Consider the following 23,548-nt stretch of genomic DNA (forward strand, 5'->3'; position numbering starts at 1 on the left):
GTTAAACACCTTAAAAGTGGATTTAAGCATGATAATACTGTCGAAAATTATGAAATATCTCAAAAAATAGGAATTAAATAATACATGACAAATATGGTACAAACCTAAATTAGCATTATTCACTTGAAAGATAATTCAAATCTTTTAAGCTAATATCTAACTATGCTTTCTTTTTTAGCACAATATAATTTATATAAAAACTAATATTCAAATTTGTTCATTTAAAAAGCTTAATATGGATGTATTACAAGATAGGATTATAAACAGACAAATATGTCAGGTCATATTTGTAATACATAAAAAAAAGAAATTAATTGGTTTTATAATGTAAAGCCGCAATAGCAGCCTGTCCTAAAGATACAGAACCATCTCCAGCGCATGTGTTTTTATGTTGAATAAAATCATATCCATTTTCGGTTACAACATCTTTTATGGTTTTACTTATGGTCTCATTGTAAAATACGCCACCAGTTCCACCAATTACATCCACGTCAGTTTTATCTGCTACTTTTATACCTAATTTTGCAAGGCCTTCAGCAACAGCCCTTTGCGCAGAACATGCAATATCTGTTACAGGCATACCTTTCTTTTTATTTTCTAAAACTGAAAGCAGTATTTTAGATGTGTTAAGTATATACATTTCGTTATGTTTTTTAATTTCAACAGGAATTTCACAAGTATCTGCACCATAATAAGCTACAGACTCAAGTTTCATAGCACATTCACCTTCATATGTTCTTTCACCGCAAATTCCCAGTGCAGAAGAGAGTGCATCAAGAACACGTCCTGTGCTTGTTGTTTTCTGGATATTAAAACCACGTTCAAGCTGTTTTAATATAAGGTCTATTTCTTTTTCGCCGTGTTTGAAATAAGTAACATATTCGTTTTTCATGAGTTTTTTAAGCTCTTCATCCTCATAAAACTCATGCAACATGGCTATAACCATCCTTATAGGATATTTAGTAGTTAAATCTCCACCTGCCATATTTTGGGGCATTAAACTTCCTAAACGATTGTAGTTTTCGCCTGTAACATGCAGTATCTCACCACCCCATGCAGATCCGTCATCTCCATAACCTACACCGTCGGCAGCGATACATATCAATTCATCAATTCCATGATCTACAAATAACGCCCCTGCATGCGCATGGTGGTGCTGGACGCCGAAAACATCACATTCAAACTTTTCACTCAGCTCATGTGCAAGTTTAGTTGTAAAAAACATTGGATGAAGGTCACATGCTACAGCATCTATTTTTTCAACCCTTGTTATGTCTATCATGTAATCTATAGCTTCCTGAAGGTATTTATAAGTTTCATACTTGGTTGTATTGCCGATATGCTGTGATACGTAGCATTTTTTATCTTTAAGAAGAGCAAAAGTTACATCTAGTTCAGGTCCAAGTGCAAGAATGTTTATATCTCCAGCTATATTTGAGAAATCGTATGGTTCTGGCACATATCCTCTAGAACGCCTTATAAAAGCCAAATCTCCAGCTCTAAATCTAATAACCGAATCATCACACCGGTTAATTATTTTTCTATCATGGAGGAGGCAGTAATCTGCAATTCCTTCTATTTTGTTTACAATTTCCTCATTATCTATGAGCATGGGTTCTCCAGGTATATTGGCTGATGTCATAATATAAGCTGGTTCACTGGTTTCCTGGAATAGCAAATGCTGCAGTCCCGAGTAAGGAAGCATTACTCCAAGATTATGGAGATCTGGTGAAACAGAAGGGGCTAAATAGTAGTCACTGTTCTTGTTAAGCACGACTATGGGTCTCCTTCTTGATATGAGGGTCTCCTCTTCAAAATCCCTTACCTCTGCAAATGTTTTTATGGTTTCAATATCTGGTGACATGCATGCAAAGGGTTGGTTCATCCTTCCAAGCCGTTTTCTTAAAGTAATGACAGGATCATCTTCTGTTGTCTTTGCAACAAGATGAGTTCCACCTATTCCTTTTATAGCAAGCACATTCCCTTCATCTATGAGTTTTGCAGCCTCTTTTATTGGATCTTCCACGTTTAAAACTTCATCTTTGTAGAGGAAAACAGAAGGCCCGCATGTGGGACAGCAGGTTGCCTCAGCGTGGTAACGGCGGTCCAGTGGATCTCTATATTCAACCATGCACTCATCGCACAGGGGAAACTCATCCATGGATGTCCGCACGCGGTCATAAGGAATTGATTTTATAACTGTAAAACGAGGTCCGCAATCAGTACATGCGGTAAATGGATATTTGTACCTTTTATTTCCTTGAGTAAGTGTTTCTTCCAGGCATTTATCGCATATTGCAACATCTGGGGGAATTACAGAAGACCCTGAAAAGTCGGCAGAACTTTCAAGGATCATAAAATTATCAAATTCTGGCTCTTCATGAAGACCTAACCATTCTATTTCCAGGTGAGTTATCTTAGATATTGGAGGTTTATTCTGCTTTAAATTTTTTGCGAAATTCTTTATTTCTTCTTTTTTTCCTTCTAGGATAATTTCTACACTGTTTCCAAGATTTCTAACATATCCATTAAGTTTCATTTCATCTGCTATCCTGTAAACTGTTGGTCTAAATCCAACGCCCTGAACGATCCCCTGAACTAAAATCCTGGCTTTTTCCATTTTGTATTCCTCTAAAATATGTTTAATTGTACGGACTATTATTTTAATGAGTTAAATAAAATAAGTTATACATTCAAAATATTAATTTATACTTCGATCTTTATATAGTGAAGTGGACAATATTTAGTGATACCATGAAAGAAATACTTCAAGAACTCATAGATGGAAAGATTTCACTTCAGGAAGCCGAAAAACGGCTTAAAACAATGCAAATTGAAGAAATAGGGGATTTTGCAAAGTTGGACACTGGTAGAGAGGCAAGAACTGGGATTCCTGAGGCCATTTTTGCAGAAAGTAAAGAAGATGAAGATCTTATAAAAATCATACTTAAAGGTGCAGATAACGGCAGGTTAATGGTAACAAAGCTTGAAAGGGAAAGATATGATTTAATAAAGCCTCAAATTAGCATCCTTGAGGATAAAGGCTTTAAATTTGAATACAACAAGCGGGCCAAGATTTTACTTATTAAAAACCATGAAATCGAAAAAGAGGGTAAAATTGGAGTTATCACCGCTGGAACGTCTGATATTCCAGTTGCAGAGGAAGCACGAATAACTGCTGAAGAAGTGGGTTGTGAAGTCTTAACATCATATGATGTGGGTGTTGCGGGAATTCACAGGCTTTTTGCGCATATTAATGAAATGATTGAAGCAGATGTTAAAGCACTCGTAGTGGTTGCTGGAATGGAAGGGGCATTGCCGTCTGTTGTTGCGGGACTAGTGGATGTGCCTGTTATAGGTGTTCCAACATCAGTGGGTTATGGTGTTGGTGAAGGAGGATTTACGGCTCTTTTTGCAATGCTTCAGTCATGCGCTCCGGGAATTGCAGTTGTAAATATTGATAATGGATTTGGTGCAGGAGTATTCGCGGCTAAACTAACTAAGCAAACATTGAAATAGTCTTAAAATCATACTAATATAAAAAATAGTATGGGTTTATAAGCTATGAATAAGTTGATTATGGGCTGTTCGGCTGTAATTGTAATTATTACATTATTTGGAGCTTATAGCTATAGCGCCCATCCAAAAGATACAGTACGCATTGGATATCTGGATAATGACCAACATAGCGCAGCATTAGCTGTTGCAAATGCAAAGGGAATGTTTGAAGCTCAAGGGATGAAAGTGGAACTGCAGTCCTTTAACGTTGGCGCGGATATAGTAATTGCTATGGCTGCTGGACAAATTGATGTGGGATATGTGGGAATTGCACCTGCAACAATGGCTATAGATAAAGGAATGCCACTAAAGATAGTTGGAGCTGTAAATGAAGAGGGCAGCGGCATTGTAATTTCAAAAAATTCAACTATTGATAATTTAACTGATTTTGAAGGGCATACTGTGGTTATGCCATCTAAAGGATCCATACAGGACATTTTATTGAATTATTTACTTCAAGATAATAGTATAAACCCCAAATCAATTGATATAAGGGAAATGCAAACTTCTTTAATGCCTGAAGCTATTCAATCGGGGAGAATTGATGGATATATTGTATGGGAGCCGTATGTCATTCAAGCGAGTTCTGGCGGATATGGAAAAACCTTCATGTATTCTGATGAAATATGGAAAAATCATCCCTGCTGTGTTATAATCGCCAGCAACAATTTCATGCAAAATAATCCAGATAAACTTAGAAAAATACTCCAGATACATCAGAATGCAACTGACTACATTTACAGCAATAGAAATGATACAATTTCAATATTATCAAAACAGTTTAAAATCAGCTTTAATACTGAAAAAGAGGTGCTGGATCATATTAAATTTGTAGTAGTGCCTGATGAAGATTTTATGGATAATAGTTTAAAAATAGTAAGCATTCAAAGACAAAGGGGATATGTGGAGCATAATTTAACTAAGGGTGAAATATTTAACCTTAGTTACTTACCTTCAAAATGATTACAGGTGAGATTACATGAGAAAGATATTAACAGCGCTTATAATACCTGTTTTGATTGTTATAATCTGGTCTCTATTAACTTCATTAAATATTATCCCGGAATATATATTACCTTCACCATCTGAGGTAATGGGCTCATTTTTAGGATTAGTGGGAACTAATGAACTACTTATGGATACTTTAGCAACTCTTTCGAGGGTTATTACGGGTTTAATTATTGCAGCTGCAATTGCAATTCCTTTAGGAATTATTTTAGGATGGTCAAAAAAGGCTGAAAACCTCTCAAATTTAACCATTCAAATTCTAAGGCCGATACCTCCCCTTGCATGGATACCGTTCGCCATGCTCTGGTTTGGACTGGGATTTGAATCCGCTGTTTTTATTATATTTATTGGAACATTCTTCCCTGTGCTTATTAATACAATAGATGGGGTTAAAAGGATAAATAAAGTATTTATAGAATCTGCATATACATTAGGTGCTTCCGAACGTCAAATTTTAACCAATGTTGTAATGCCTGCATCTTTACCTTCAATCTTCACGGGCTTGAGAGTTGGAATTGGAATAGGGTTAATGTGTACTGTAGCAGCGGAAATGATCGCGGTAAAATCGGGTTTAGGTTATTTAATAATGCAGTCCATGAATTTAATAGATACGGGTGGAGTAATTGTTGGAATGATTATAATAGGCATCATTGGATTTTTGATGGATTATTCATTTAGAAAGGCTGAAAATAAGTATGTTTTATGGAGTGGAAACTAAACAATGGGTGAAACATGTCTAAAATAGCTGTAAATAATGTTTCAAAGATATTTGAAAGTAAGGGGACCACATTTAAATCAGTAGAGGATATTAATTTCAATGTTAATGAAGAAGAATTTTTATGTATTCTTGGCCCCTCAGGATGTGGAAAATCCACCATTCTCCGGCTTATAGCGGGTCTGGATAAACCTAGTTCTGGTCAAATTTTAATGGACAATGAAGCAATAATGGGGCCGGGTTGTAAGTGTGGAATGGTTTTTCAGGAATATTCTCTTTTTCCCTGGAGAAGTGTCATTGAAAATGTGGCATTTCCCTTAGAAATGAAAGGAGTTGCAGAAGAAGAAAGGCACAAAATTGCTGAAGATTACCTGAAAATAGTAGGGCTCCAAAATTTTAGAGATTCTATGCCTCATGAGCTCTCAGGAGGGATGAAACAGCGAGTTGCAATTGTCAGGTCGTTAGCAGGGGATCCAGATATACTTTTAATGGATGAACCGTTTGGAGCCCTTGATATTCAAACCAGAAGCCAGCTTCAAAAAGATCTGTTGAATATATGGGAAGATAAGGGTAAAACAATTGTTTTTGTAACTCATGACATTGATGAAGCAATATTTTTAGGGGATAGAGTTATCCTAATGAGTAAAGGGCCTGGAAGAATTTTTAGAATATTTGAAGTTAATATTAAAAGAATTAGAGATACTTTAGCCCCTGATTTTTTACAGTTAAAACAGGAAATAATGAACCTGCTTGAAAGCGGGGACTAATTCAAAAGTTTTATTTTTAGGTTAAAACTTAGAATTTTTTTGAAATTATGTAATTGCGGTAGTTAGTATACAAAAGTACAGTATGTATCTTTCTTGTCCGTACTTAATTTAAATATAATTTAGTCTCAATTAGTACAGTATAGATATCTCGAGGTTGACAAAATTCATTCTGAATTTTGGAACCCCAAAAATAAAAAATTTTTTGAGGTGAAATCCATGCTAGTAGAATTTGATTTACCACACTGGTGCTGCGGCCCTAAAGGGTGCCAGCTAGAAATAGAATACGGCGAATTAATAGACGCAGAAGATGCACACTAGATATAGCAGGATAATAAACTTTAGAATAATTTAAATTTAATCAACTCATTTTTCATTTTTATCTTTTTGTCACTGTTTTAATAGATGAAAACTTGACAAAATTTAAGAAATAAAAACAATAAAATAATACTAATTGAATTTTTAATGTTTATCTTATTAAAATTTTTAATTTGAGCTGAAGGTGATTTTATGGATGTTTTTGAAGCTGTAAGTAAAAGGCGTAGTATTAGAAAGTATAAAGACACTGAAGTTGAAGATGAAAAACTTCAGGATATCCTTGAAGTGGCTAGAATTTCCCCATCTGCTTCTAACCGTCAGGAATGGAAATTTATAGTTGTTAAAGATCAAGAAACAAGAGAAAAACTTGTAGAAGCTGCACACGGTCAGCAGTTTGTCGCTGAAGCTCCAGTTACAATTGTTGCATGCTCAACAGAATCAGAAAGGGTAATGCCTTGTGGACAGCATGCTTATACAGTAGATCTTTCAATTGCAGTATCATTTATGATTCTGGAAGCTACAGAACTTGGCCTTGGAACATGCTGGCTTGGAGCATATGATGAAGAAAAAGTCAGGAATATTTTAGAGATCCCTGAAAGAATAAGGGTCCCTGCAATGTTTACTATAGGATATGCAGATGAAAGCCCACATGCAAGGCCGCGGAAACATCTGGATGAAATTGTAAGCAGTGAAAAATACGTCACTCCTTAAAATCTTTCATTTTAAATTTATTTTTTATATTTAAAATTATATGTTGGACTATTTTTGAGAATTTGCCAGTTGTAATATTAATTCACATAAAAAATCTCTTTTTAATTATAAATTAATTCCATTAAAATCCTTAACATTTTATTTAAGAAGAGATAATAACTTTATTGCAGCAATATATTACTTGCAGATAGTATCTTTAGTAGGGGAATGGCATGCGAAAAGTGGTAAAAGGTAGTTTCCTTAATTTATTTGGCAATGTTCTATTTAGAATAGGCGGCTATTTTTATAGAGTATTAATACAGTATTTATTGGGCGTTACAGGCTATGGTATTGTAAGTCTTGTTCTTCCTCTACAAAATGTTTTGATATTAATTGCTGCTGCAGGTATTCCTCCTGCTGTGGCAAAATACGTGGCAGAATATCACGCTAAAAATGATACTTATATGGTTAAACAGGTTATCAAAACCTCTGCAAAAATCATGGCTGTAATGAGCATTATTGCTACTTTACTTATTTTTTTCCTTGCAGAACCATTAGCTCCATTTTTGCATTGGCAACCTAGTATTATAATTCTTTTCCAGATAATAGGATTTATAACGCCTTTCAGCATAATTTTAGGATTGGTGAGGGGTGTATTTCAGGGTTATCAGGATATGGGCAATCTTCTTTTAACCAGGGCATTTGAACAGATTTTCACGATAATACTGACTGTAAGTCTAATCTTATTGGGATTTTATGTTTTAGGGGCAGTTATTGGTACTATAATAGGATTTGCTATAGCTGCAGTTCTTTCGCTGCTACTTTTTAGGCAAAAAATATGGAAAAACATCAAGGATGCAAAAAAAAGTTTAGGACATATTAATGAATATGGGCTGGCTAAAAAGCTTTTGATATTTTCATTACCTGTTACTGTAGTTGGATTGGCTGAACTGGCATTATTTGATACTGGGACCTATATTATCAACATATTTTTGAATGAAACCTATGTAGGTTATTACAATATTGTCAGCCCGGTCTCGAGGATTCCGCTTATAATTTCTTCATCCATTGCAGTTGCTATACTTCCTGCAGCTTCAGAAGCTTTAAGCCTTAAAAATAACCATATAATTCAAAAATATGTAATATATTCTTACAGGTACCTGATTCTGGTTCTTCTCCCTCTCTGTGCACTCGTTATGCTTTTTTCCCAGCCGATACTTGCAATTATATTTCCAAGGGCTCCACTTGCTTATCTTGTTGCAGGCAATGCACTGACTATTTTAATAGCTGCAATGTCATTTTTTTCTATTTATATAGTGTCATCAAGTATATCTCAGGGATTGGGAAAACCATATTTGCCAATGTATTTTTTAATTTTGGGAAGTATAGTTAACCTGGTTTTAACATGGCTGCTCGTTCCTTTATATGGTTTAACTGGTGCAGCAGCAGCTACAGCAGTCGCCACATTTATAATCATGGTATTTTCAGTGTGGAAAGTTCTTGAGACAAGCAATACTCAATTGCCCTATGTCAATCTGGTTAAAATATTATTTGCATCAGTTTTAACTGGTTTAATAATTGGATTAATTCCTAAAACAGTTATGGGGCTATTAGCTGCGCTTTTAGTCTTTTCATTTATCTATTTATTTAGTCTGGCATTTATGGGTGCTTTAGAAAAAAGAGATTTAAATCTTTTAAATAAAATTGGGTACCGTTTAGGTCCGTTATCCGGAATATTTATGAAAATGAATAGATTTCTGGAAAGATTTGTTAAATAGGGATAAATTTTTTATTTTCTTCCATGTGGGCAAACATAAATGCATAATCCGCAGACAGCCCAATCCTCACCTTCATCAGCATTATAAAGATATTCCTCACATTTTCGGGCATCATACCTTTCTTCCCGAGCTTCGTTTTCTCTAAATGGTTCTCCTGTAAAAGCGGATACGGGACATATTTCCACACATTCGTCGCATTCCCCACATTTTGTGTCCATAGGCTCTCCAGTTATGGTAAGAGGCGCATCTGTGAGTACAGTAGCCCACCTGACTCTGGGCCCTGCTTCGGGAGTTATGAGTAAACAGCTTTTACCAATCCAGCCGAGCCCTGCTAAATTTGCAGCTAATTTATGTGAAAAGACAGCACATATCCTTTCATTGTCAAAGCGTTCTGATGCAGGTACTGGAAGTGCTTTGTATCCTTCCTGCTGTATAATACTTCCTAATTTTGATGTTAAAAGATCAAGACGTAGATTTGTGATGTCGTAGGCATGGCGGTAATTAACTGCCACAGCACGGTTATCTCGATTAGGTAGTTCATCAACGATGGTTTGAGGCAGTCTAATACCTATAGAAATTGCTTTAGGATATTGGGTGCATATTTCGCCACCCTGATCTGTGATTGCTTCTTTTGCACGCGACAGGTCTGCAACACCAAAAAAATCAGCACCTTCGTGTTCTGCCATAATTCGGATCTGGTAATCAAGCTGCATAGTTTTCCCTCATTATTTATTGGACTGCTCTAAAATTATATGTTTTGGGAAGAAATTGTAGCGGCTGTAAAATGCGAGCGTATTTTCATTACCTGCTGCTACCATGATTCTTTTAGTTTCTACGCCGTTTTGATTCATCCAGTTAAGCGAACGTTTCATAAGAGTATCTCCAATACCTGAAGATCTATATTTATCATCTAAATATATTGAATCTACTTCTCCTATTTTTTCATCTGAAATAGAGCTTATACAGTATCCAATAAATTGTTTAGATGTTTCATTGTAGGCAGTATCTATTCTTAAAATTCCATTTTCAGATTTCTTTAATAAATCTTCTTTTCTTTCTTGAAATGTAAACTCAACGTACCTTTCTGGGAAATAGGGGGATAACTCTCTATGATGATCCCTTAATCTTTCCCATAACGGTTTGATCAAATTTATACTGTCTTTTTCAAGTTCCACATAACTTATATCCATATTGTACCTCTTGCCAGTTTTAGTGTAGAAAATGTATAATTTGTAGTATTGAGTCCCTGTATAGGTTAGTGTATTGTGCACCAATTTAAGTTACAGTTAACTTATTTAATTTTAGAAACTCAAATTCCTAAACAATGGGGGCATACAGTCCTGCACAGGTTGCATTTCTTTAAATTAAATCCACGTTCCGTTACAAAGTTTGACAGTTCTCTGCACAACTTTTGATCAACAGTTGTTCTTTCCAGTGCTTTTTGAGGGCATGAATCTATACAAAGACTGCATTTTTCTAAACAGCCTTCATAATTTGCTATAGGATCATTTTCAAGTGGTACATCTACTAAAACGGCCCCTATCTGTATCATATTGCCGTATTTTTCGTTTATAATCAGCGTATTTTTGCCCATGACTCCTAACCCTGCAAAATATCCTGCATGCCTCAGTGATAAAATACCTCTTGCATACTGTTCCTCAGCTTCCCAGTGTTCTGAAGGATCATCTGAAGGAATAGGAACTGTAGTTATTCCTAAATCTTCTAAAACCCGGCAGAGTTCCAACCCTAAGTTATCAACAAGTTGGGTAATTACATTATTTGCATGTGTATATGGAATGCAGTTTTCAGCATTTATAGATCCATGAGGAACCCTTTTTGCAAAGACTATCACTGATTTACAATCAAGATATATGTCTAAAGGGTGGTGACCTTTAGGGGCGTTATTGAACTTATCTGGGCTTGCTATTCCACAAAGATCTGCTCCAAGATCAGCCGCTATCTCTTTAATTTTCCTTGATTATATGAAATTTCCATGCTTCTGTCAAATTTTCCTTGTACTGTATTTGACATTTTTGCACCAATTAAAATTAATTATAATTCTCTTAAAGTGTTCTCAAATATTTTTAGCCCTTCTTCCATCTCTTCTTTTGATATATTTAAAGCTGGAAATATTCGGACTATGTTTCCATGTGTCACATTTAAGATAAGTCCTTTATCAAGACATTTTGAATTTATGGAAGATGCAACAATGTCGTCTATTAATTCTATGGCAATTAATAGCCCTTTTCCTCTTACATCTTTTATTATATCTGGATGTTCTTTTTGCATTTTATTTAGCTTTTTAAATGTGAATTTACTTACTTCTTCCACATTTTCCCAGATTTTGCTGTCAAGCATATAACTGATGACAGAATATGCAACTGCACAGCCAAGCGGGTTTCCACAGTATGTTCCTCCATGGTCCCCTATGTTGAGTTTATCATGCACATTCTCTGTAATTGCAAATGCTCCAAAAGGGAATCCTCCAGCGATGCCTTTTGCCATGGTCAAAATATCAATCTTAACATTATCTGAGGCAAATAGAGTTCCTGTCCTGTAAAACCCGGTCTGAATTTCATCTGCTATTAAAAGAACATTATTTTTGGTGCATAAATCTGATAAATTTTTAAGATAGTCCGGATCGGGCACATTAACTCCACCTTCACCCTGTATAGGTTCGACTATTACTGCAGCGACATCATCACCTATAACGTTTTCAATAGCCCTGATATCGTTGTAGGGGACAAAAATATGGTTTGGAATCAGCGGATTAAACCGTCCCCTGTGGCTGTCCTGTCCGGTTGCGGATACTGTACTTATGGTTCGCCCGTGAAAGCTGTTTACTGTGGATATGATATTTAATTTTCCAGTTGCTTTCCTTGCAAGCTTAATTGCAGCATCATTTGCTTCTGCTCCACTGTTTGCAAAAAATATGCGGGTCAAATTTTCAGGCAAGATATCCTGCATTAAGGATATAAGTTTAGACCTTGCTGGTGAGTATGTTGCTCCTGAATTTGGGTTTTGTATGATTTTCTGCCCCTGCTCTAGAAGAGCGTTTTTAATAACAGGATTTGCATGCCCTATACTTGTTACTCCCCATCCTGCAGTGAGATCTATATATTTTTTACCTTCTTCATCGTAAGCGTACACTCCTTTGCCATTTTCTATTGATATTTTTGTCTTATTTGCAAAAGAGGCGTAGTGCGTGTCTTCAACTTGAAATGTGTCTAAAATTTTGTCCATAATAAGTCCTCAAGGCTTTTAATCAGAATATATTTATAAAAAAGTTATGTTATTGATCTGGTTTGTCAGCTTTTAAGCATCGTCTTCTACATTTCCAGTATATGTAGCATAAAAACCATCTGTATCTGCATAAATCGCTTTAAAACCGAATTTTTCTGCTTTTTTCATGGTTTTTTTGATATAATCCCGTCCCCAGGCTGTTACAGCGTCGGCACATTCTCCACTGTACCACCTAAACCTTGCAAAACCGTAAAGGCCGTACATAGAATTTGCAAGGGTTTTAAGCGCCTGCTGCTGAACATTCAATATCTTTTTCTCCATGGGGTCATCTGTTTTTTTCATAATGTCCTTTATCTTTGCCCTTTCTTTCAGTAAATTTCCAATTACAGATGGTACAAAACCAACAGGTTCTTTTCTGAATTTATGAGGTACTTCAGGTGCGGTATGAAATTCTTCAGTCTCTTCATTTTTAAGCAAAGTATCTGGAGAGATGTTTTTAGAAATGATTATGCTTGGATACAGGCTCTTGAAATCAAATGAAAGGATATTTTCATGGAGGCCTTTTACAGGTTCTTTAACGTAACCACCTACGTATTTAAAACCTCTTCTTCTTGAATATTCTGATTGTGATGGTTTATTAGGTATTACTTCACCATATTCGTAAGCTTTTCGTGTAAGAAGCCATTCTACCATTTGTCCAGATGCCATTCTTGTGATATCAAAAAATGGCTGCCCTACAATCCTGGTAAGCTCTCTATTTATTGGCAGCATTTTATCTCCCACTTTATAGGCTGCGATAGCGTCGTCCATGGAATATGAAAACAGTTCTTCCAGTTTTTCACCGTTTGAATCCCAGTATTTCCAGATTTCATCTCCTTCCACATCTTCCTTGTCTTCACCAAAGAGCTCTTTATACACTCTTTCTAGGGTATAACGGTCAAGTGTCAGGTGGCGCCTCATAATTGGGTAGAGGTCAATATGCAGCCTGCCGCGGACTACAGCTGCTGATGTGAATCCACGCCTTAAAAATTTAATTCCAGAACCGTCCATTCCTATATTCATGGGAACGCCTAATTTTTTTGCCCTATCATTGATATATGGAAAATCAAAGTTATCTGAGTTGTATCCTAAAATTAGGTCTGGACACTCTGTATTTACAATTTCAGTGAAACGTTTTATCATTTCTTTTTCGCTTTCAAGTGTTTCTACGTAATCAAAGGATGAACGTTTAGTTGAAAGCACGCTTTCAAGCCCAAAGTTGCTTGCAAGACTTATCATGATTATTTCATCTTTATCTGCACTGGGCATTCCTTTTGGATTTCTAACTTCAATATCAAAACTCATAACTTTTAAATCAGGAATTCCTCCGGCTACTGGTTCAGGTTTCCCTTCCATGTTAAAAATACATAAATTTTCATCAGTTGATGATATTCCAGGTCCAGCTTTCTGTGTTTTGGTTTTCCCGTTTACAACAACTTCGCCCATTGGGAAGAGGGCGTTGTCAATTAAATATCTCCTGTAAAAAGGAATATCATGTTCTCTGATCTCTTTCACTTCGCTTAAATTCCATATTTTGTCTCTAAGCTTAGGAACATCTTGAGGATGGAACAAAATAACTTCCAGCATTTCTTTTTCCTGAGTAATGTCCTTTTTTTGTACGATCCTGATTTCATCCACGTCAAGTGTGTTAATCTGTTTGATACAGTCTTCAGTATTGCCCATGGGGATTACATAGATGTAAGGCCTGAAATGTCTGTCCAGGGCAATTATAGATCTTCCTTTATTGTCTCCACGTTCTTTTCCGAAGAGTCTAACCACCGGACGGTTGTTTTCTGTTACATAATCGATGTCTAAGAGGATGAATCGTTTAGTTTCCATAATTTTGTATATATACTATAAATATTATTAAAGTTATGCAGAGAAAAATTTAAGGTTTATTTTATTAAACGCTCATGCTGATCATGTCAGGGGTTATACATATTAAATTGTAACACTCATATCCCTTATTATGTGCATGGTTTATACTTCACCGTTATACTTGTTAGACGTGTTCCATTTATTTAATCAAAAATTATATAATAATTTAAATAGTAAATATTTGCACAATACTCCAGAGCGAATTGTAAAATAGGAATTATTTTAAAAACATATATTTTCAAAAACACAGGGAATTACATTATATAAACAACTTTCAGAGTGTTAGAATAAGTAAGTTAGAGGTTAGCGTGTTTAATACGATAATTATTAGTTAATGTGCAGTATAACATTTTAAAGGGTTATAACTTAAAAAAATGAAAAAGAGTTGATTTGCAACGTTTAACTAGGGCGCTTTACCCTTTGAACAGAAATATCCTCCGGGTTCGCCTTCACCCAATCTATTTTCTTTCCAGACATCGCAGGTACCGCACTGACACATGTTTTTTGGATCAAGATCTGGACATGTTGCTGTCCCTGTTGCGCAGTAAGCTTCAGGCACATGCTCTGGATGAGATGTTATCTCTTTTTCTTTGGCTACTGTTGTTTCTGGTGGATAGTCCATGGTTTTCTCTAAATTATCTAATTTGTCCATTGCACAACTGCTTTGAGTTTGTACTGGACATTCTGAGCACTTACATTTTCCAATTGTACCCATATTAAACTCTATATTGGCCATATTTCAACCCCCATTTTTATTAATAGGATCAAATAATAAACATGGGATTATTAACTGTACTTGATGTTAAAATTGAGTTATTTTTATAGAGGGGGTGTCATTTTAATAATTTTAAAACTACTTGAGTTAAGTGTTCTTAATCTAGGAAATTTTGAGATTAATCTATTAATTATTTAGCTTTTCCATTTTGACAGAAATAACCTGCAGGTTCTCCTTCATCTAATTTGTATTCTTTCCATACCTCACATTTAGGGCACTGGCATGCTCCTTCTGGATTAAAATCATCACATTTAGTTTTTCCAGACACACAGTACATTCCTGGAACATCTTCTGGATTTGGGCTGCCACTTATGCTCTGTAATTTGTCCAGTTTTTCATATGCGCATTTACTTACAGCCTGTACGGAACAGCAGGGGCACTGGCACTTTTCTATATTTTCATTATTAAATTCAATATTGACCATAATTTCAACTCCTGATTTACCGTGTATTATATAAGGTGTTCATACGTAATAAATTACAAGTATTAACACATATTCTTAATTGAAAAAATATCCGACGTAATAATATTTCAAATAGCCCTGAAAGATTAAATGGGTATTGATAATTAAGTTTAAGTATTAAAAGATTATAATAGTGTCACTTAGATTCATTTAAATCTGAATGTATTAAAAGGAGTATAAAATGAGGTTTATAAGACTTAATACTGATAAACATGACTTGAATAAAGTTTCTGAGCTAATTTATGAAACTGAATTAACAATATTTAAGCAGTTACTTGGAAAAGATGAAAAAGAAGCCACAGAAAATATAAGAAACCTTGTAAAATCTGGGAATAATTATTTTGGGCATGAAAATATTCATGTGGTTTGTGATGATGATGGGAACATGTTGGGCATTTTAGTTTCATTCAGCGGTAGAGAAACAAGCTCATGGAATGATCTTAAAGCGTATTTTAGGATATTGAACTTCTATAACTTTTTGAAGTGTGCAGTGAAAGGAACTTTAATAAATAGGTCCCTTACAGCAAGTCTTGGCAAAAATGATTACTATTTAAGTAATATTGCAGTTGATCCTCAATACAGGGGTCAGGGAATTGGAACATACCTCTTGAAAAATGCAGTTAAAACTGCAGAAGATAAAGGCTGCAAGCGCGTGCTTCTTGATGTGACATTTAAAAATAAAGGTGCAAAGAGATTATATGAAAGATTTGGATTTAAAGTTTACAGTAAAAATACTCCTAAGCTGTTTAAAGGCCATGGAACTTTAAGTATGGAATATTTACTCCATTAATATTTATTTTATTATTTTTTTGATTTTGGCAGTATCTCTTATTTTAGACGTGCAGATACCTCAAATTATGGGCTAATTTTTAATATATTTTTTAATTTAAGTGATAAATATTCTGTATCCCTAAACTATATATAGTACCTTGCAATATACAGTACCTTGTGAAATACAGTGGTACTATGAATGCTCAATTTAAAAAAGGGGTACTGGAACTTTGTGTGTTAGTGCTTCTTGACAGAAAGGACTGTTATGGTTACGAAATGGTTGATGAAATATCTAAAAATATTTCAATTTCGGAAGGCACTATCTATCCTCTTTTAAGGCGGCTAAAAAAGGAAGGTTTAGTAAGCTCTTATTTGAAAGAGTCCCAGGATGGCCCTCCTAGAAAATATTACCAAATAACAGAGCTGGGAAAAGAAAAAAAGGAAAATTTAGTTGCAGAATGGGATGAATTTTCTGCAGCTGTTACTGATTTACTTAATTAAAACGGAGACTAGGGTGGTTAAATGGATAAGGAGGAATATCTCAAAAAGCTCGATAAACTGCTGAAAAAATTACCAGAAGATGACAGAGAAGATCTGATTTTAGACTATGAGGAACACTTTAGAATAGGTGTGGAAAACGGCAGGACTGAAGAAGAAATTTCAGAGGCATTAGGGGATCCTGAAAATGTCGCTAAACAAATTAAAGCAGATTATATGGTCAAAAAAGCCGAAGATAAGCCGTCTCCAGGCAGTATAATTGAAGCAGTGCTGGCAGTGGCAGGACTTGGTCTTTTTAATATAGTATTTGTAGCCGGACCTTCTTTGCTGCTTGCAGTGGTTATTATCAGTTTAGTTGTGGCAGGATTTGCAATAATTATTATAGGAATTTTAACTATGTTATCACCTTTATTACAGGTATTTTTCCCAAAGTACATTCACTTGCCTGTACAGGGAGGAATATTGGGAACTTTAATAATGGTGGTAGGTGGTATTGGCGTAACAGTAATGGGTACATTTTTTGTAATAGTTATGGCATACGCAGCCAACAGGTTCTACAAAATAGTAATTAAACTATTAAAATCAAATTTGGATGATATAAAAAAACGAACTGAGGTATTTAAATAACTTGGAGGATTTCTATGGATAAATTTATTTGGGGGATACTTGCAGGTACTAAAGGAGCAACAAATCGTGCTAGAATTATAGATGAGCTGAAAAATAGGCCTTATAATGTCAATCAACTTGCTGAAAAACTTGAACTTGATTATAAAACTGTAAAGCATCATATTCGAGTTTTAGAAAGAAATAACATGGTCACATCAACTGGAAAGAAGTACGGTGCTTTGTACTTCCTTTCAGATAAAATGGAGCAAAACTACGATAGTTTTCAGGAGATATGGGAAGAATTCAGAAAATCTAATGAAGCATGTGCCATTTATGATCACGCCTCCTGATCATGAATATAACTAAATATGAGATTAAATTTGAATAATATTTGAAGAATATATACTCTATTCTCCTTTATCTACTACTTTTAGATTAATATATTGTCACTTAACGATTATTTTATACTAATTTTAAAAAATTGAACTTTTATCAATTAGATCCTACGTTTAATAATTTTCTAAGCGCATTAATATTCATTCAATAATTTCGTTGCTTAAAATGATATCTTGAAGTGAGTCTATTAAGTATAGCTCTAAATTTTTTTATTAAAAGTCTAATTTTTACATCTGGTGATTTACCAGGATTTATCATGAAATAACTGATTTATTTACCCTATTTTTTAAACATATCCTGCTGAATTTTGAGATTTGGGTGTAATCTGGATGGAATTTTGGGGCAAATTAGTGGAAAAGAAGACTTAATGTTGGGTTAATATTGGAAAAAGTACTTTTAAGGGTTCATATAAGTATATTAATAGGCAGTGTTTTACTAAATAAACTTTTTAGCCTTAATTGTACCGTAATAAGTTAAAAAGTCAGAATCACCGGTTTAATAGTAAAACACCCTGTCAATTTTAAACATTGTAATTGAGGCGAAAAAAATGAATCTTTATAAATTAGCGTTTAATAACATTCGCAGGAAAAAACTTAGGAGCGCATTAACTGCTCTGGGGATAATTATTGGAGCTGCAACAATTGTTGTACTCCTCGGAATAACTGCAGGAGCAACTTCTGCGGTCCAGGAGCAGACAGACAAGTATATGTATGATGTGGTAGTAGCCCCTGCATCCAGCAGTGGAACTTATTTGATGGATTCTCAAACGGTTTCGAAGGTAGAGAAAATGTCTAATCTCTATGGTTTGCGGGAAGTAACCATCTTTTCGGAAAATATCAATGGAACCAGAGTAAACTTCGAGGGAGTAAATGATTGGAGACAGGTTAAATTAATAAATGGAACGCAGGGAGTGGTAATTAATAAAGCTACTGCAGATAAATTTGGCCTTGGTATTGGGGATAAAATAAAAGCCAAAGATCAGCAGCTAACCATCACTGGAATATCTAAAGAAGAACAGGCGATTTATGTCTACTTAAACCAGGATACAGCACAAAAAGTCACTGGTAATAAAGTAAGCGCTATCTACGCTAGATCACATGTAAGCCCAAATGCCACCGCTGATGAAATAGAAAATCAAGTAGATGGTGTCTCTGTTTTAACTAAATCAGAAAAAGTTGCTGAAATTCAGAAGCAAACCAGCCAGGCACTTCTATTTATAGGAATTATTGCATGTATAGCTCTGGTTGTGGGAATTATAAGTGTAGTAAATACCATGATGATGAGCGTCATGGAGAGAACAAGAGAATTAGGTGTTTTAAAAGCAATTGGATTTACAAACTGGGAACTAAAGGGAAGCATACTCTTTGAATCCGGTCTTTTAGGGTTCTTAGGGGCAATTTTAGGAGTCATTCTTGGTATTATAGGTATCGTAGTATTTGCAAACATGCTTGACTTTACAGATTACATCCCTCAAATGATGCCTGTATGGTTAATTGGAGGCGTAATTGTAGGATCTACTATATTATGTATCCTGGCTGGTTTGTATCCAGCTATGCGAGCTTCAAAATTAAACGTTGTGGAGGCCCTTAGACATGAATAATGCAGTACTTGAATTTAATAATGTTTGGAAAACTTATACAATGGGAGATGAATTGATAAACGCCCTTGCAGGTTTAAACATGTCCCTGAAGAAAGGTTCCTTTACGGCAGTCATGGGACCGTCTGGATCAGGTAAATCAACATTCCTGCACGTGGCAGGAATACTGGACATGCCTTCAAGTGGTATGATTAAAATTAATGGGAAAGAGACCAAGAAGTTATCGGTTAAAGAGCAGGCGAGGCTTAGAAGAAATGAAATCGGTTTTATATTCCAGCGGTTTAATCTGATGTCACAGCTTACAGTCCTTGAAAATGTCATGCTCCCCATGATAAAAGAGGATACAAAAAAAGCTATAGACCTTTTAAACAGAATGGGATTGGGCTCAAAATCTAATAAATATCCTGGGCAGCTTTCTGGTGGAGAACAACAGCGTGTAGCAATAGCTAGAGCACTTATAAATGATCCATCTATTATTCTGGCGGATGAACCAACAGGAGAACTCGATACCAAAAATGCGGACTCTATAATGCAGGTCCTTAAAGATCTGAATCAAAAGGACGGAGTAAGCATTGTTGTTGTTACCCATAATCAGGCATCAGCAGATTTTGCTGACGAAATTCTCCATATGAGTGACGGTAATTTCGTTAATAATGGGAGTAAATAGATGATATAAAATTAACCAGCTTCAGATTATGCTTGTGGGAGGGTGGGTAATCACTACTTATTTTTTTAATGAGAATCAAAATCCGTCTCCGTGGGTTAAAACCTCCTTATCTATGATTCTCAAGGTATACGAGCATAATCTAACTTATTTACTATTTTTGGTGGGATAATGGACATAATAAATATTTTAATAGGAATTAGTATCGGTGTTGTTCAAGGATTAACTGAGTTTTTACCGGTGAGCAGTTCTGCACACCTTGTATTTATGCATGAACTTACAGGATTTGCTCCAAATCTGGCATTTGATATATTGCTTCATGTGGGGACCCTGATAGCAGTAGTAGCTTATTTTTGGAAGGACATAGCTCAGATGATAATGGCTTTTATATCCAGTATTATGGATATACCTCGGCACAGATTTATAAAAGGTATTAAGGAAGATCAGTTTAAAAAAATGGCGTGGTTTATAATAATTGGTTCTATACCTGCAGGATTAGCAGCGTTCCTTTTTAAAGACTTATTTGAAAGTTTGTTTAGTAACTCAACAGCCGTAGGATTCTTTTTACTTATTACGGGGTTCTTACTTTGGGGATCTGAGAGATTATCGCGAAGATCCAGTAAAACAAGTTTGAATAGTGACAATAAAGTAACTCTGGAGAAAATGAACGCTAAAGATGCTTTAGTAATTGGAACTGCTCAAGCATTTTCTATAGCTCCAGGTATATCTCGTTCTGGATCTACTATTTCTACAGGACTATTTTTAGGTCTTGAAAGAGAGCTTGCAGCTCGTTTTAGTTTTTTACTTTCAATACCTGCCATACTGGGAGCGGCAATGGTGCAGATAAATGATATAAGTTTAGGTTTTGATACCAACACAGGGGCTTTTGTTGCAGGGCTCATTGCAGCAGCTGTATCTGGTTATCTGGCTATTAAATTAATGTTGAAACTAATAAAAGAGAGAAGCTTAATGATATTTGCTTATTACTGCTGGATCGTTGGATTGGCAGCTATAGTAATTAGTTTACTATTTTAATTTTCTTTTTTAGACTAGGAATTAGAAAAAAGAAATTAAGCATTGTTTTAAAGAAAAAAATCTAATTCAATATTTAAATGTTTTAATTTAAATATATCATCTTAATCGCTTAAAACATACTAAGTTATAAGGATTGTACTTGTTTTTAAACCAGAAACCTTTTGATATTTCATTAAAATCAGAAATTACGCACTCAATTGTATTAATATCTTTAGACAAAAACCATTTTTCAGTTTTCTCCAGTAATTTTTCTCCAATTCCTTTATTTCGATATTTTTCTGTTATGCATATTTCTATTACTGTCCCTACATTTTCTTCTTTATAAACAGGGGGAAGCGATGATTTTTCGGCCATTATGTAGCCTACAATTTTATTTTCAATTTCGCAGACTAAGACTATGTTCTCATGGCTTTCGATGACTTTTTCAAGATAAAATGTATAGATTTCCCGTGCATCATCTTTAGTTTCATATATATTGTTTTTTTGGATATGAAAATCCATCATTTCTTCCCATAAATCTACAATTGATTCTGTGTCATCAACATTTGCTTCTCTTATCATGTTATCCTCGGAAATCTATTAAAAATTCTACAGGCGAAGTAAGCCCTACTTTAAAAGTCCCTTTTCAGACGGTTATAACTTTTTGAGCGTGATATATTTCATAATCAGCCGATTATTGAGGAGTTGTAATCCATTTTAAAACATCGAAATCTTCTTTAAAAGCCATATTTAGAAATAGGAGTATTTATAATCCTATATCTTCATCCCATAATTCGGGGTGTATTTTAATGAAGCAGGACATCATTTCAATACATGAGGGATCTTGAATAACTTCTACTTTAACTCCTCTGGATCTAAGTAGTTCTTCTTCACCCATGAAGTTCTTATTCTCTCCTATTATTACTTGGGGAATGCCATAAAGTAAAATGGCTCCAGAACACATTGGACATGGGGATAATGTGGTATAAAGGACACATTCGCGGTAAAAGACTGAGGGATGCCGCCCAGCATTTTCCAGCGCGTCCATTTCGCCGTGAAGTATTGTGCTTCCATTCTGCACGCGCCTGTTATGACCTCGACCTATAATTTTGCCTTTATGGATAAGAACGGAGCCAATTGGAATGCCTTCTTCAGATAATCCTTTTTTTGCTTCTTCAACCGCTGCTTGCATGAATTTATCCATTTAAGATTCTCCTGGGAACTAATATTCTTTAGAGTTAGTGTGATAACATTACATTGTACTCCTATTAAATATTTTAATATGGAATTCTGGACTTTTTATACTAAATATAACTATTAATTGAACTTAATTAATTATTTTCATGTTTCAATTAAGCTTTAAACTTTTCTTTCTTCCTTTGACATTATATCCGCTGCTTTTTTAGGATTGCGCATGTCAACTTTAATCTTTTAGAATTTTTCCACAGCTCTAATTATATCAATCAGATACTTCCCATTCTTCAAAGAATCTATCCAGAAACTGCTCCATAAACTTATGTCTATCTTCTGCAATTTCTTTAGCAGTTTCAGTGTTCATTAAGCCCTTTAATAGAAGTAATTTTTCATAAAAATGGTTTATAGTGGGTCCTTTATTGTTTTTGTACTGCTCAAATGACTGGTGCATTACAGGTTTAATATCAGGATTGTACATTTCACGCCCTTTATGTCCTCCGTAAGCGAATGCCCTGCCTATACCAATGGCACCAATAGCATCTAATCTATCTGCATCCTGGACAACCATGCCTTCAATGGTTTTCATAGGTGTCTTAACCCCAGCACCCCTAAAAGATATATCTCTTACAATATCAATTATATGTGAAATTATATCCTCTTCCACATGCAACTTTTCAAGCCATTCTCGTGCAACTCCCGGGCCAATATTTTCATTTCCGCCGTGGAACTTCCAGTCTGCTATGTCGTGGAGTAAAGCTGCAAGCTGGGTTACGAAAAGATCTGCATTTTCCTCTCTGCCGATATAGACTGAATTTTTCCAGACACGGTAAACATGCCACCAGTCATGTCCAGAACTTTCTCCCTGTAACTCATTCTGCACAAACTTCTCGGTTTGTCTGATAATTTTTTCCCTGTCCATGTTAATTATGGGATGTACTAAAAAATAAAAAGTTTTTGAATAATTAAAAAATAGTTAAGAAAGATTTACTATAATTCGCCTTTAGCAATTTCTTCTTAAGTAGGGGATAAGTCATCCTTTGAAAAAAATAAGAAAGTTAAAGGTACTCTGATTTACTATAATTCGCCTTTAGCAATTTCTTCTTTTAAGTAGGGGATGAGCCCTCCTTTATTCAGTATATTGCGCATGAATCCAGGTAATCCTTTGATGGTGAATTCTTCTCCAGTGGTTAAATTCTTTAGGACTCCTTTCTCCATATCTATTTCAAGTTCATCTCCTTGCGAAACGTGTTTGGAGATATCTTTTATTTCTATGAGAGGTATACCTAGGTTTATAGCGTTTCGGTAGAATATTCTTGCGAATGATTCTGCGACTACTGCAGAGATACCTGCGCCTTTCATCGCTATAGGTGCGTGCTCTCTTGATGAGCCGCAGCCGAAATTCTTACCTCCAACAATTATATCTCCTTTTTTTACTTTTTTGGGGAATTCTGGGTCTGCCCCTTCCATTAAATGCTGTGCAAGGTCTGATTCACATCTTAAAACCAGATATCTTCCAGGGAGGATTAGATCAGTGTCAATATCGTTTCCAAATTTCCATGCTTTTCCTTTCATAATAACC

25 protein-coding genes are annotated in these 23,548 nt (G+C 35.1%); 13 read left to right on the forward strand and 12 right to left on the reverse strand.

Annotated elements, in window-relative coordinates; genetic code table 11:
- Nucleotides 1-310: 310 nt before the first annotated feature.
- Nucleotides 311-2,620, reverse strand: coding sequence for a carbamoyltransferase HypF (gene hypF, locus EJ01_RS09025; RefSeq protein WP_048081737.1), 2,310 nt, complete (start codon nt 2,618-2,620; stop codon nt 311-313).
- A 134-nt stretch (nt 2,621-2,754) separates the two neighbouring features.
- Here hypF and larB point away from each other — a divergent pair, with 134 nt between their 5' ends.
- From larB to EJ01_RS09055, 6 genes are all read left to right on the forward strand, one after another.
- Nucleotides 2,755-3,519: a nickel pincer cofactor biosynthesis protein LarB gene (larB, locus tag EJ01_RS09030; protein WP_048081738.1), complete on the forward strand. Its 765-nt coding sequence runs from the start codon at nt 2,755-2,757 to the stop codon at nt 3,517-3,519.
- A 45-nt stretch (nt 3,520-3,564) separates the two neighbouring features.
- Nucleotides 3,565-4,521, forward strand: a complete 957-nt coding sequence (locus EJ01_RS09035; RefSeq protein WP_048081739.1) for an ABC transporter substrate-binding protein — start codon at nt 3,565-3,567, stop codon at nt 4,519-4,521.
- A 16-nt stretch (nt 4,522-4,537) separates the two neighbouring features.
- Nucleotides 4,538-5,284: an ABC transporter permease gene (locus tag EJ01_RS09040; RefSeq protein WP_048081740.1), complete on the forward strand. Its 747-nt coding sequence runs from the start codon at nt 4,538-4,540 to the stop codon at nt 5,282-5,284.
- A 14-nt stretch (nt 5,285-5,298) separates the two neighbouring features.
- The gene (locus EJ01_RS09045) at nt 5,299-6,048 is read left to right on the forward strand and encodes an ABC transporter ATP-binding protein (protein WP_048081741.1); all 750 of its coding nucleotides are present in this window, start codon (nt 5,299-5,301) and stop codon (nt 6,046-6,048) included.
- Between the two features lie 507 nt (nt 6,049-6,555).
- On the forward strand, nt 6,556-7,074 hold the full coding sequence (locus EJ01_RS09050; RefSeq protein WP_048081742.1) for a nitroreductase family protein: 519 nt from the start codon (nt 6,556-6,558) through the stop codon (nt 7,072-7,074).
- A gap of 212 nt (nt 7,075-7,286) precedes the next feature.
- Nucleotides 7,287-8,831 carry an oligosaccharide flippase family protein gene (locus EJ01_RS09055; RefSeq protein WP_048081743.1) on the forward strand — a complete coding sequence of 515 codons (1,545 nt, stop codon included), beginning with the start codon at nt 7,287-7,289 and terminating at the stop codon, nt 8,829-8,831.
- An 11-nt stretch (nt 8,832-8,842) separates the two neighbouring features.
- Here EJ01_RS09055 and EJ01_RS09060 read toward each other — a convergent pair whose 3' ends face one another.
- The 7 genes from EJ01_RS09060 to EJ01_RS09090 all read right to left on the reverse strand — a co-directional run bounded on the left by EJ01_RS09060 (nt 8,843) and on the right by EJ01_RS09090 (nt 15,190).
- Nucleotides 8,843-9,544 carry a 4Fe-4S double cluster binding domain-containing protein gene (locus EJ01_RS09060; RefSeq protein WP_048081744.1) on the reverse strand — a complete coding sequence of 234 codons (702 nt, stop codon included), beginning with the start codon at nt 9,542-9,544 and terminating at the stop codon, nt 8,843-8,845.
- 12 nt (nt 9,545-9,556) lie between these two features.
- Nucleotides 9,557-10,021 carry a GNAT family N-acetyltransferase gene (locus EJ01_RS09065; RefSeq protein ID WP_048081745.1) on the reverse strand — a complete coding sequence of 155 codons (465 nt, stop codon included), beginning with the start codon at nt 10,019-10,021 and terminating at the stop codon, nt 9,557-9,559.
- 119 nt (nt 10,022-10,140) lie between these two features.
- Nucleotides 10,141-10,683, reverse strand: coding sequence for an epoxyqueuosine reductase (locus EJ01_RS09070; protein WP_245611183.1), 543 nt, complete (start codon nt 10,681-10,683; stop codon nt 10,141-10,143).
- Nucleotides 10,684-10,883: 200 nt separating this feature from the next.
- A complete protein-coding gene (locus EJ01_RS09075; RefSeq protein ID WP_052376018.1) occupies nt 10,884-12,074 on the reverse strand; it encodes an aspartate aminotransferase family protein in 1,191 nt (396 codons plus the stop codon).
- A 72-nt stretch (nt 12,075-12,146) separates the two neighbouring features.
- Nucleotides 12,147-13,952, reverse strand: a complete 1,806-nt coding sequence (locus EJ01_RS09080) for a DNA-directed DNA polymerase (RefSeq protein WP_048081747.1) — start codon at nt 13,950-13,952, stop codon at nt 12,147-12,149.
- A gap of 442 nt (nt 13,953-14,394) precedes the next feature.
- On the reverse strand, nt 14,395-14,727 hold the full coding sequence (locus EJ01_RS09085) for a hypothetical protein (protein ID WP_048081748.1): 333 nt from the start codon (nt 14,725-14,727) through the stop codon (nt 14,395-14,397).
- A gap of 169 nt (nt 14,728-14,896) precedes the next feature.
- Entirely contained in the window at nt 14,897-15,190 is a 294-nt protein-coding gene (locus EJ01_RS09090) for a DUF2769 domain-containing protein (protein WP_052376020.1), read from the reverse strand.
- A 220-nt stretch (nt 15,191-15,410) separates the two neighbouring features.
- On the opposite strand from EJ01_RS09090, the gene EJ01_RS09095 reads away from it, so the two are divergent.
- From EJ01_RS09095 to EJ01_RS09125, 7 genes are all read left to right on the forward strand, one after another.
- On the forward strand, nt 15,411-16,019 hold the full coding sequence (locus EJ01_RS09095; protein ID WP_048081750.1) for a GNAT family N-acetyltransferase: 609 nt from the start codon (nt 15,411-15,413) through the stop codon (nt 16,017-16,019).
- 176 nt (nt 16,020-16,195) lie between these two features.
- Entirely contained in the window at nt 16,196-16,501 is a 306-nt protein-coding gene (locus EJ01_RS09100; protein ID WP_048081751.1) for a PadR family transcriptional regulator, read from the forward strand.
- A 21-nt stretch (nt 16,502-16,522) separates the two neighbouring features.
- Nucleotides 16,523-17,125, forward strand: coding sequence for an HAAS signaling domain-containing protein (locus EJ01_RS09105; RefSeq protein WP_048081752.1), 603 nt, complete (start codon nt 16,523-16,525; stop codon nt 17,123-17,125).
- Between the two features lie 14 nt (nt 17,126-17,139).
- The gene (locus tag EJ01_RS09110; RefSeq protein WP_048081753.1) at nt 17,140-17,454 is read left to right on the forward strand and encodes an ArsR/SmtB family transcription factor; all 315 of its coding nucleotides are present in this window, start codon (nt 17,140-17,142) and stop codon (nt 17,452-17,454) included.
- A gap of 593 nt (nt 17,455-18,047) precedes the next feature.
- Nucleotides 18,048-19,100 (forward strand): ABC transporter permease, encoded by a 1,053-nt coding sequence (locus EJ01_RS09115; protein WP_048081754.1) that lies wholly within the window; start codon nt 18,048-18,050, stop codon nt 19,098-19,100.
- Nucleotides 19,093-19,764 carry an ABC transporter ATP-binding protein gene (locus tag EJ01_RS09120; RefSeq protein WP_048081755.1) on the forward strand — a complete coding sequence of 224 codons (672 nt, stop codon included), beginning with the start codon at nt 19,093-19,095 and terminating at the stop codon, nt 19,762-19,764. The genes EJ01_RS09115 and EJ01_RS09120 overlap by 8 nt, the downstream gene beginning before the upstream one ends.
- Nucleotides 19,765-19,932: 168 nt before the next feature.
- On the forward strand, nt 19,933-20,796 hold the full coding sequence (locus EJ01_RS09125; protein ID WP_048081756.1) for an undecaprenyl-diphosphate phosphatase: 864 nt from the start codon (nt 19,933-19,935) through the stop codon (nt 20,794-20,796).
- A 96-nt stretch (nt 20,797-20,892) separates the two neighbouring features.
- Here EJ01_RS09125 and EJ01_RS09130 read toward each other — a convergent pair whose 3' ends face one another.
- From EJ01_RS09130 to EJ01_RS09145, 4 genes are all read right to left on the reverse strand, one after another.
- Nucleotides 20,893-21,357 (reverse strand): GNAT family N-acetyltransferase, encoded by a 465-nt coding sequence (locus EJ01_RS09130; protein WP_048081757.1) that lies wholly within the window; start codon nt 21,355-21,357, stop codon nt 20,893-20,895.
- A gap of 184 nt (nt 21,358-21,541) precedes the next feature.
- A complete protein-coding gene (locus EJ01_RS09135; protein ID WP_048081758.1) occupies nt 21,542-21,979 on the reverse strand; it encodes a nucleoside deaminase in 438 nt (145 codons plus the stop codon).
- A gap of 255 nt (nt 21,980-22,234) precedes the next feature.
- The gene (locus EJ01_RS09140) at nt 22,235-22,849 is read right to left on the reverse strand and encodes an HD domain-containing protein (RefSeq protein ID WP_211253432.1); all 615 of its coding nucleotides are present in this window, start codon (nt 22,847-22,849) and stop codon (nt 22,235-22,237) included.
- A 194-nt stretch (nt 22,850-23,043) separates the two neighbouring features.
- A complete protein-coding gene (locus EJ01_RS09145; protein ID WP_211251444.1) occupies nt 23,044-23,541 on the reverse strand; it encodes a 3-isopropylmalate dehydratase small subunit in 498 nt (165 codons plus the stop codon).
- Nucleotides 23,542-23,548 lie beyond the last annotated feature (7 nt).

Source organism: Methanobacterium veterum (assembly GCF_000745485.1).
GTDB classification, from domain to species: Archaea; Methanobacteriota; Methanobacteria; order Methanobacteriales; family Methanobacteriaceae; genus Methanobacterium_D; species Methanobacterium_D veterum.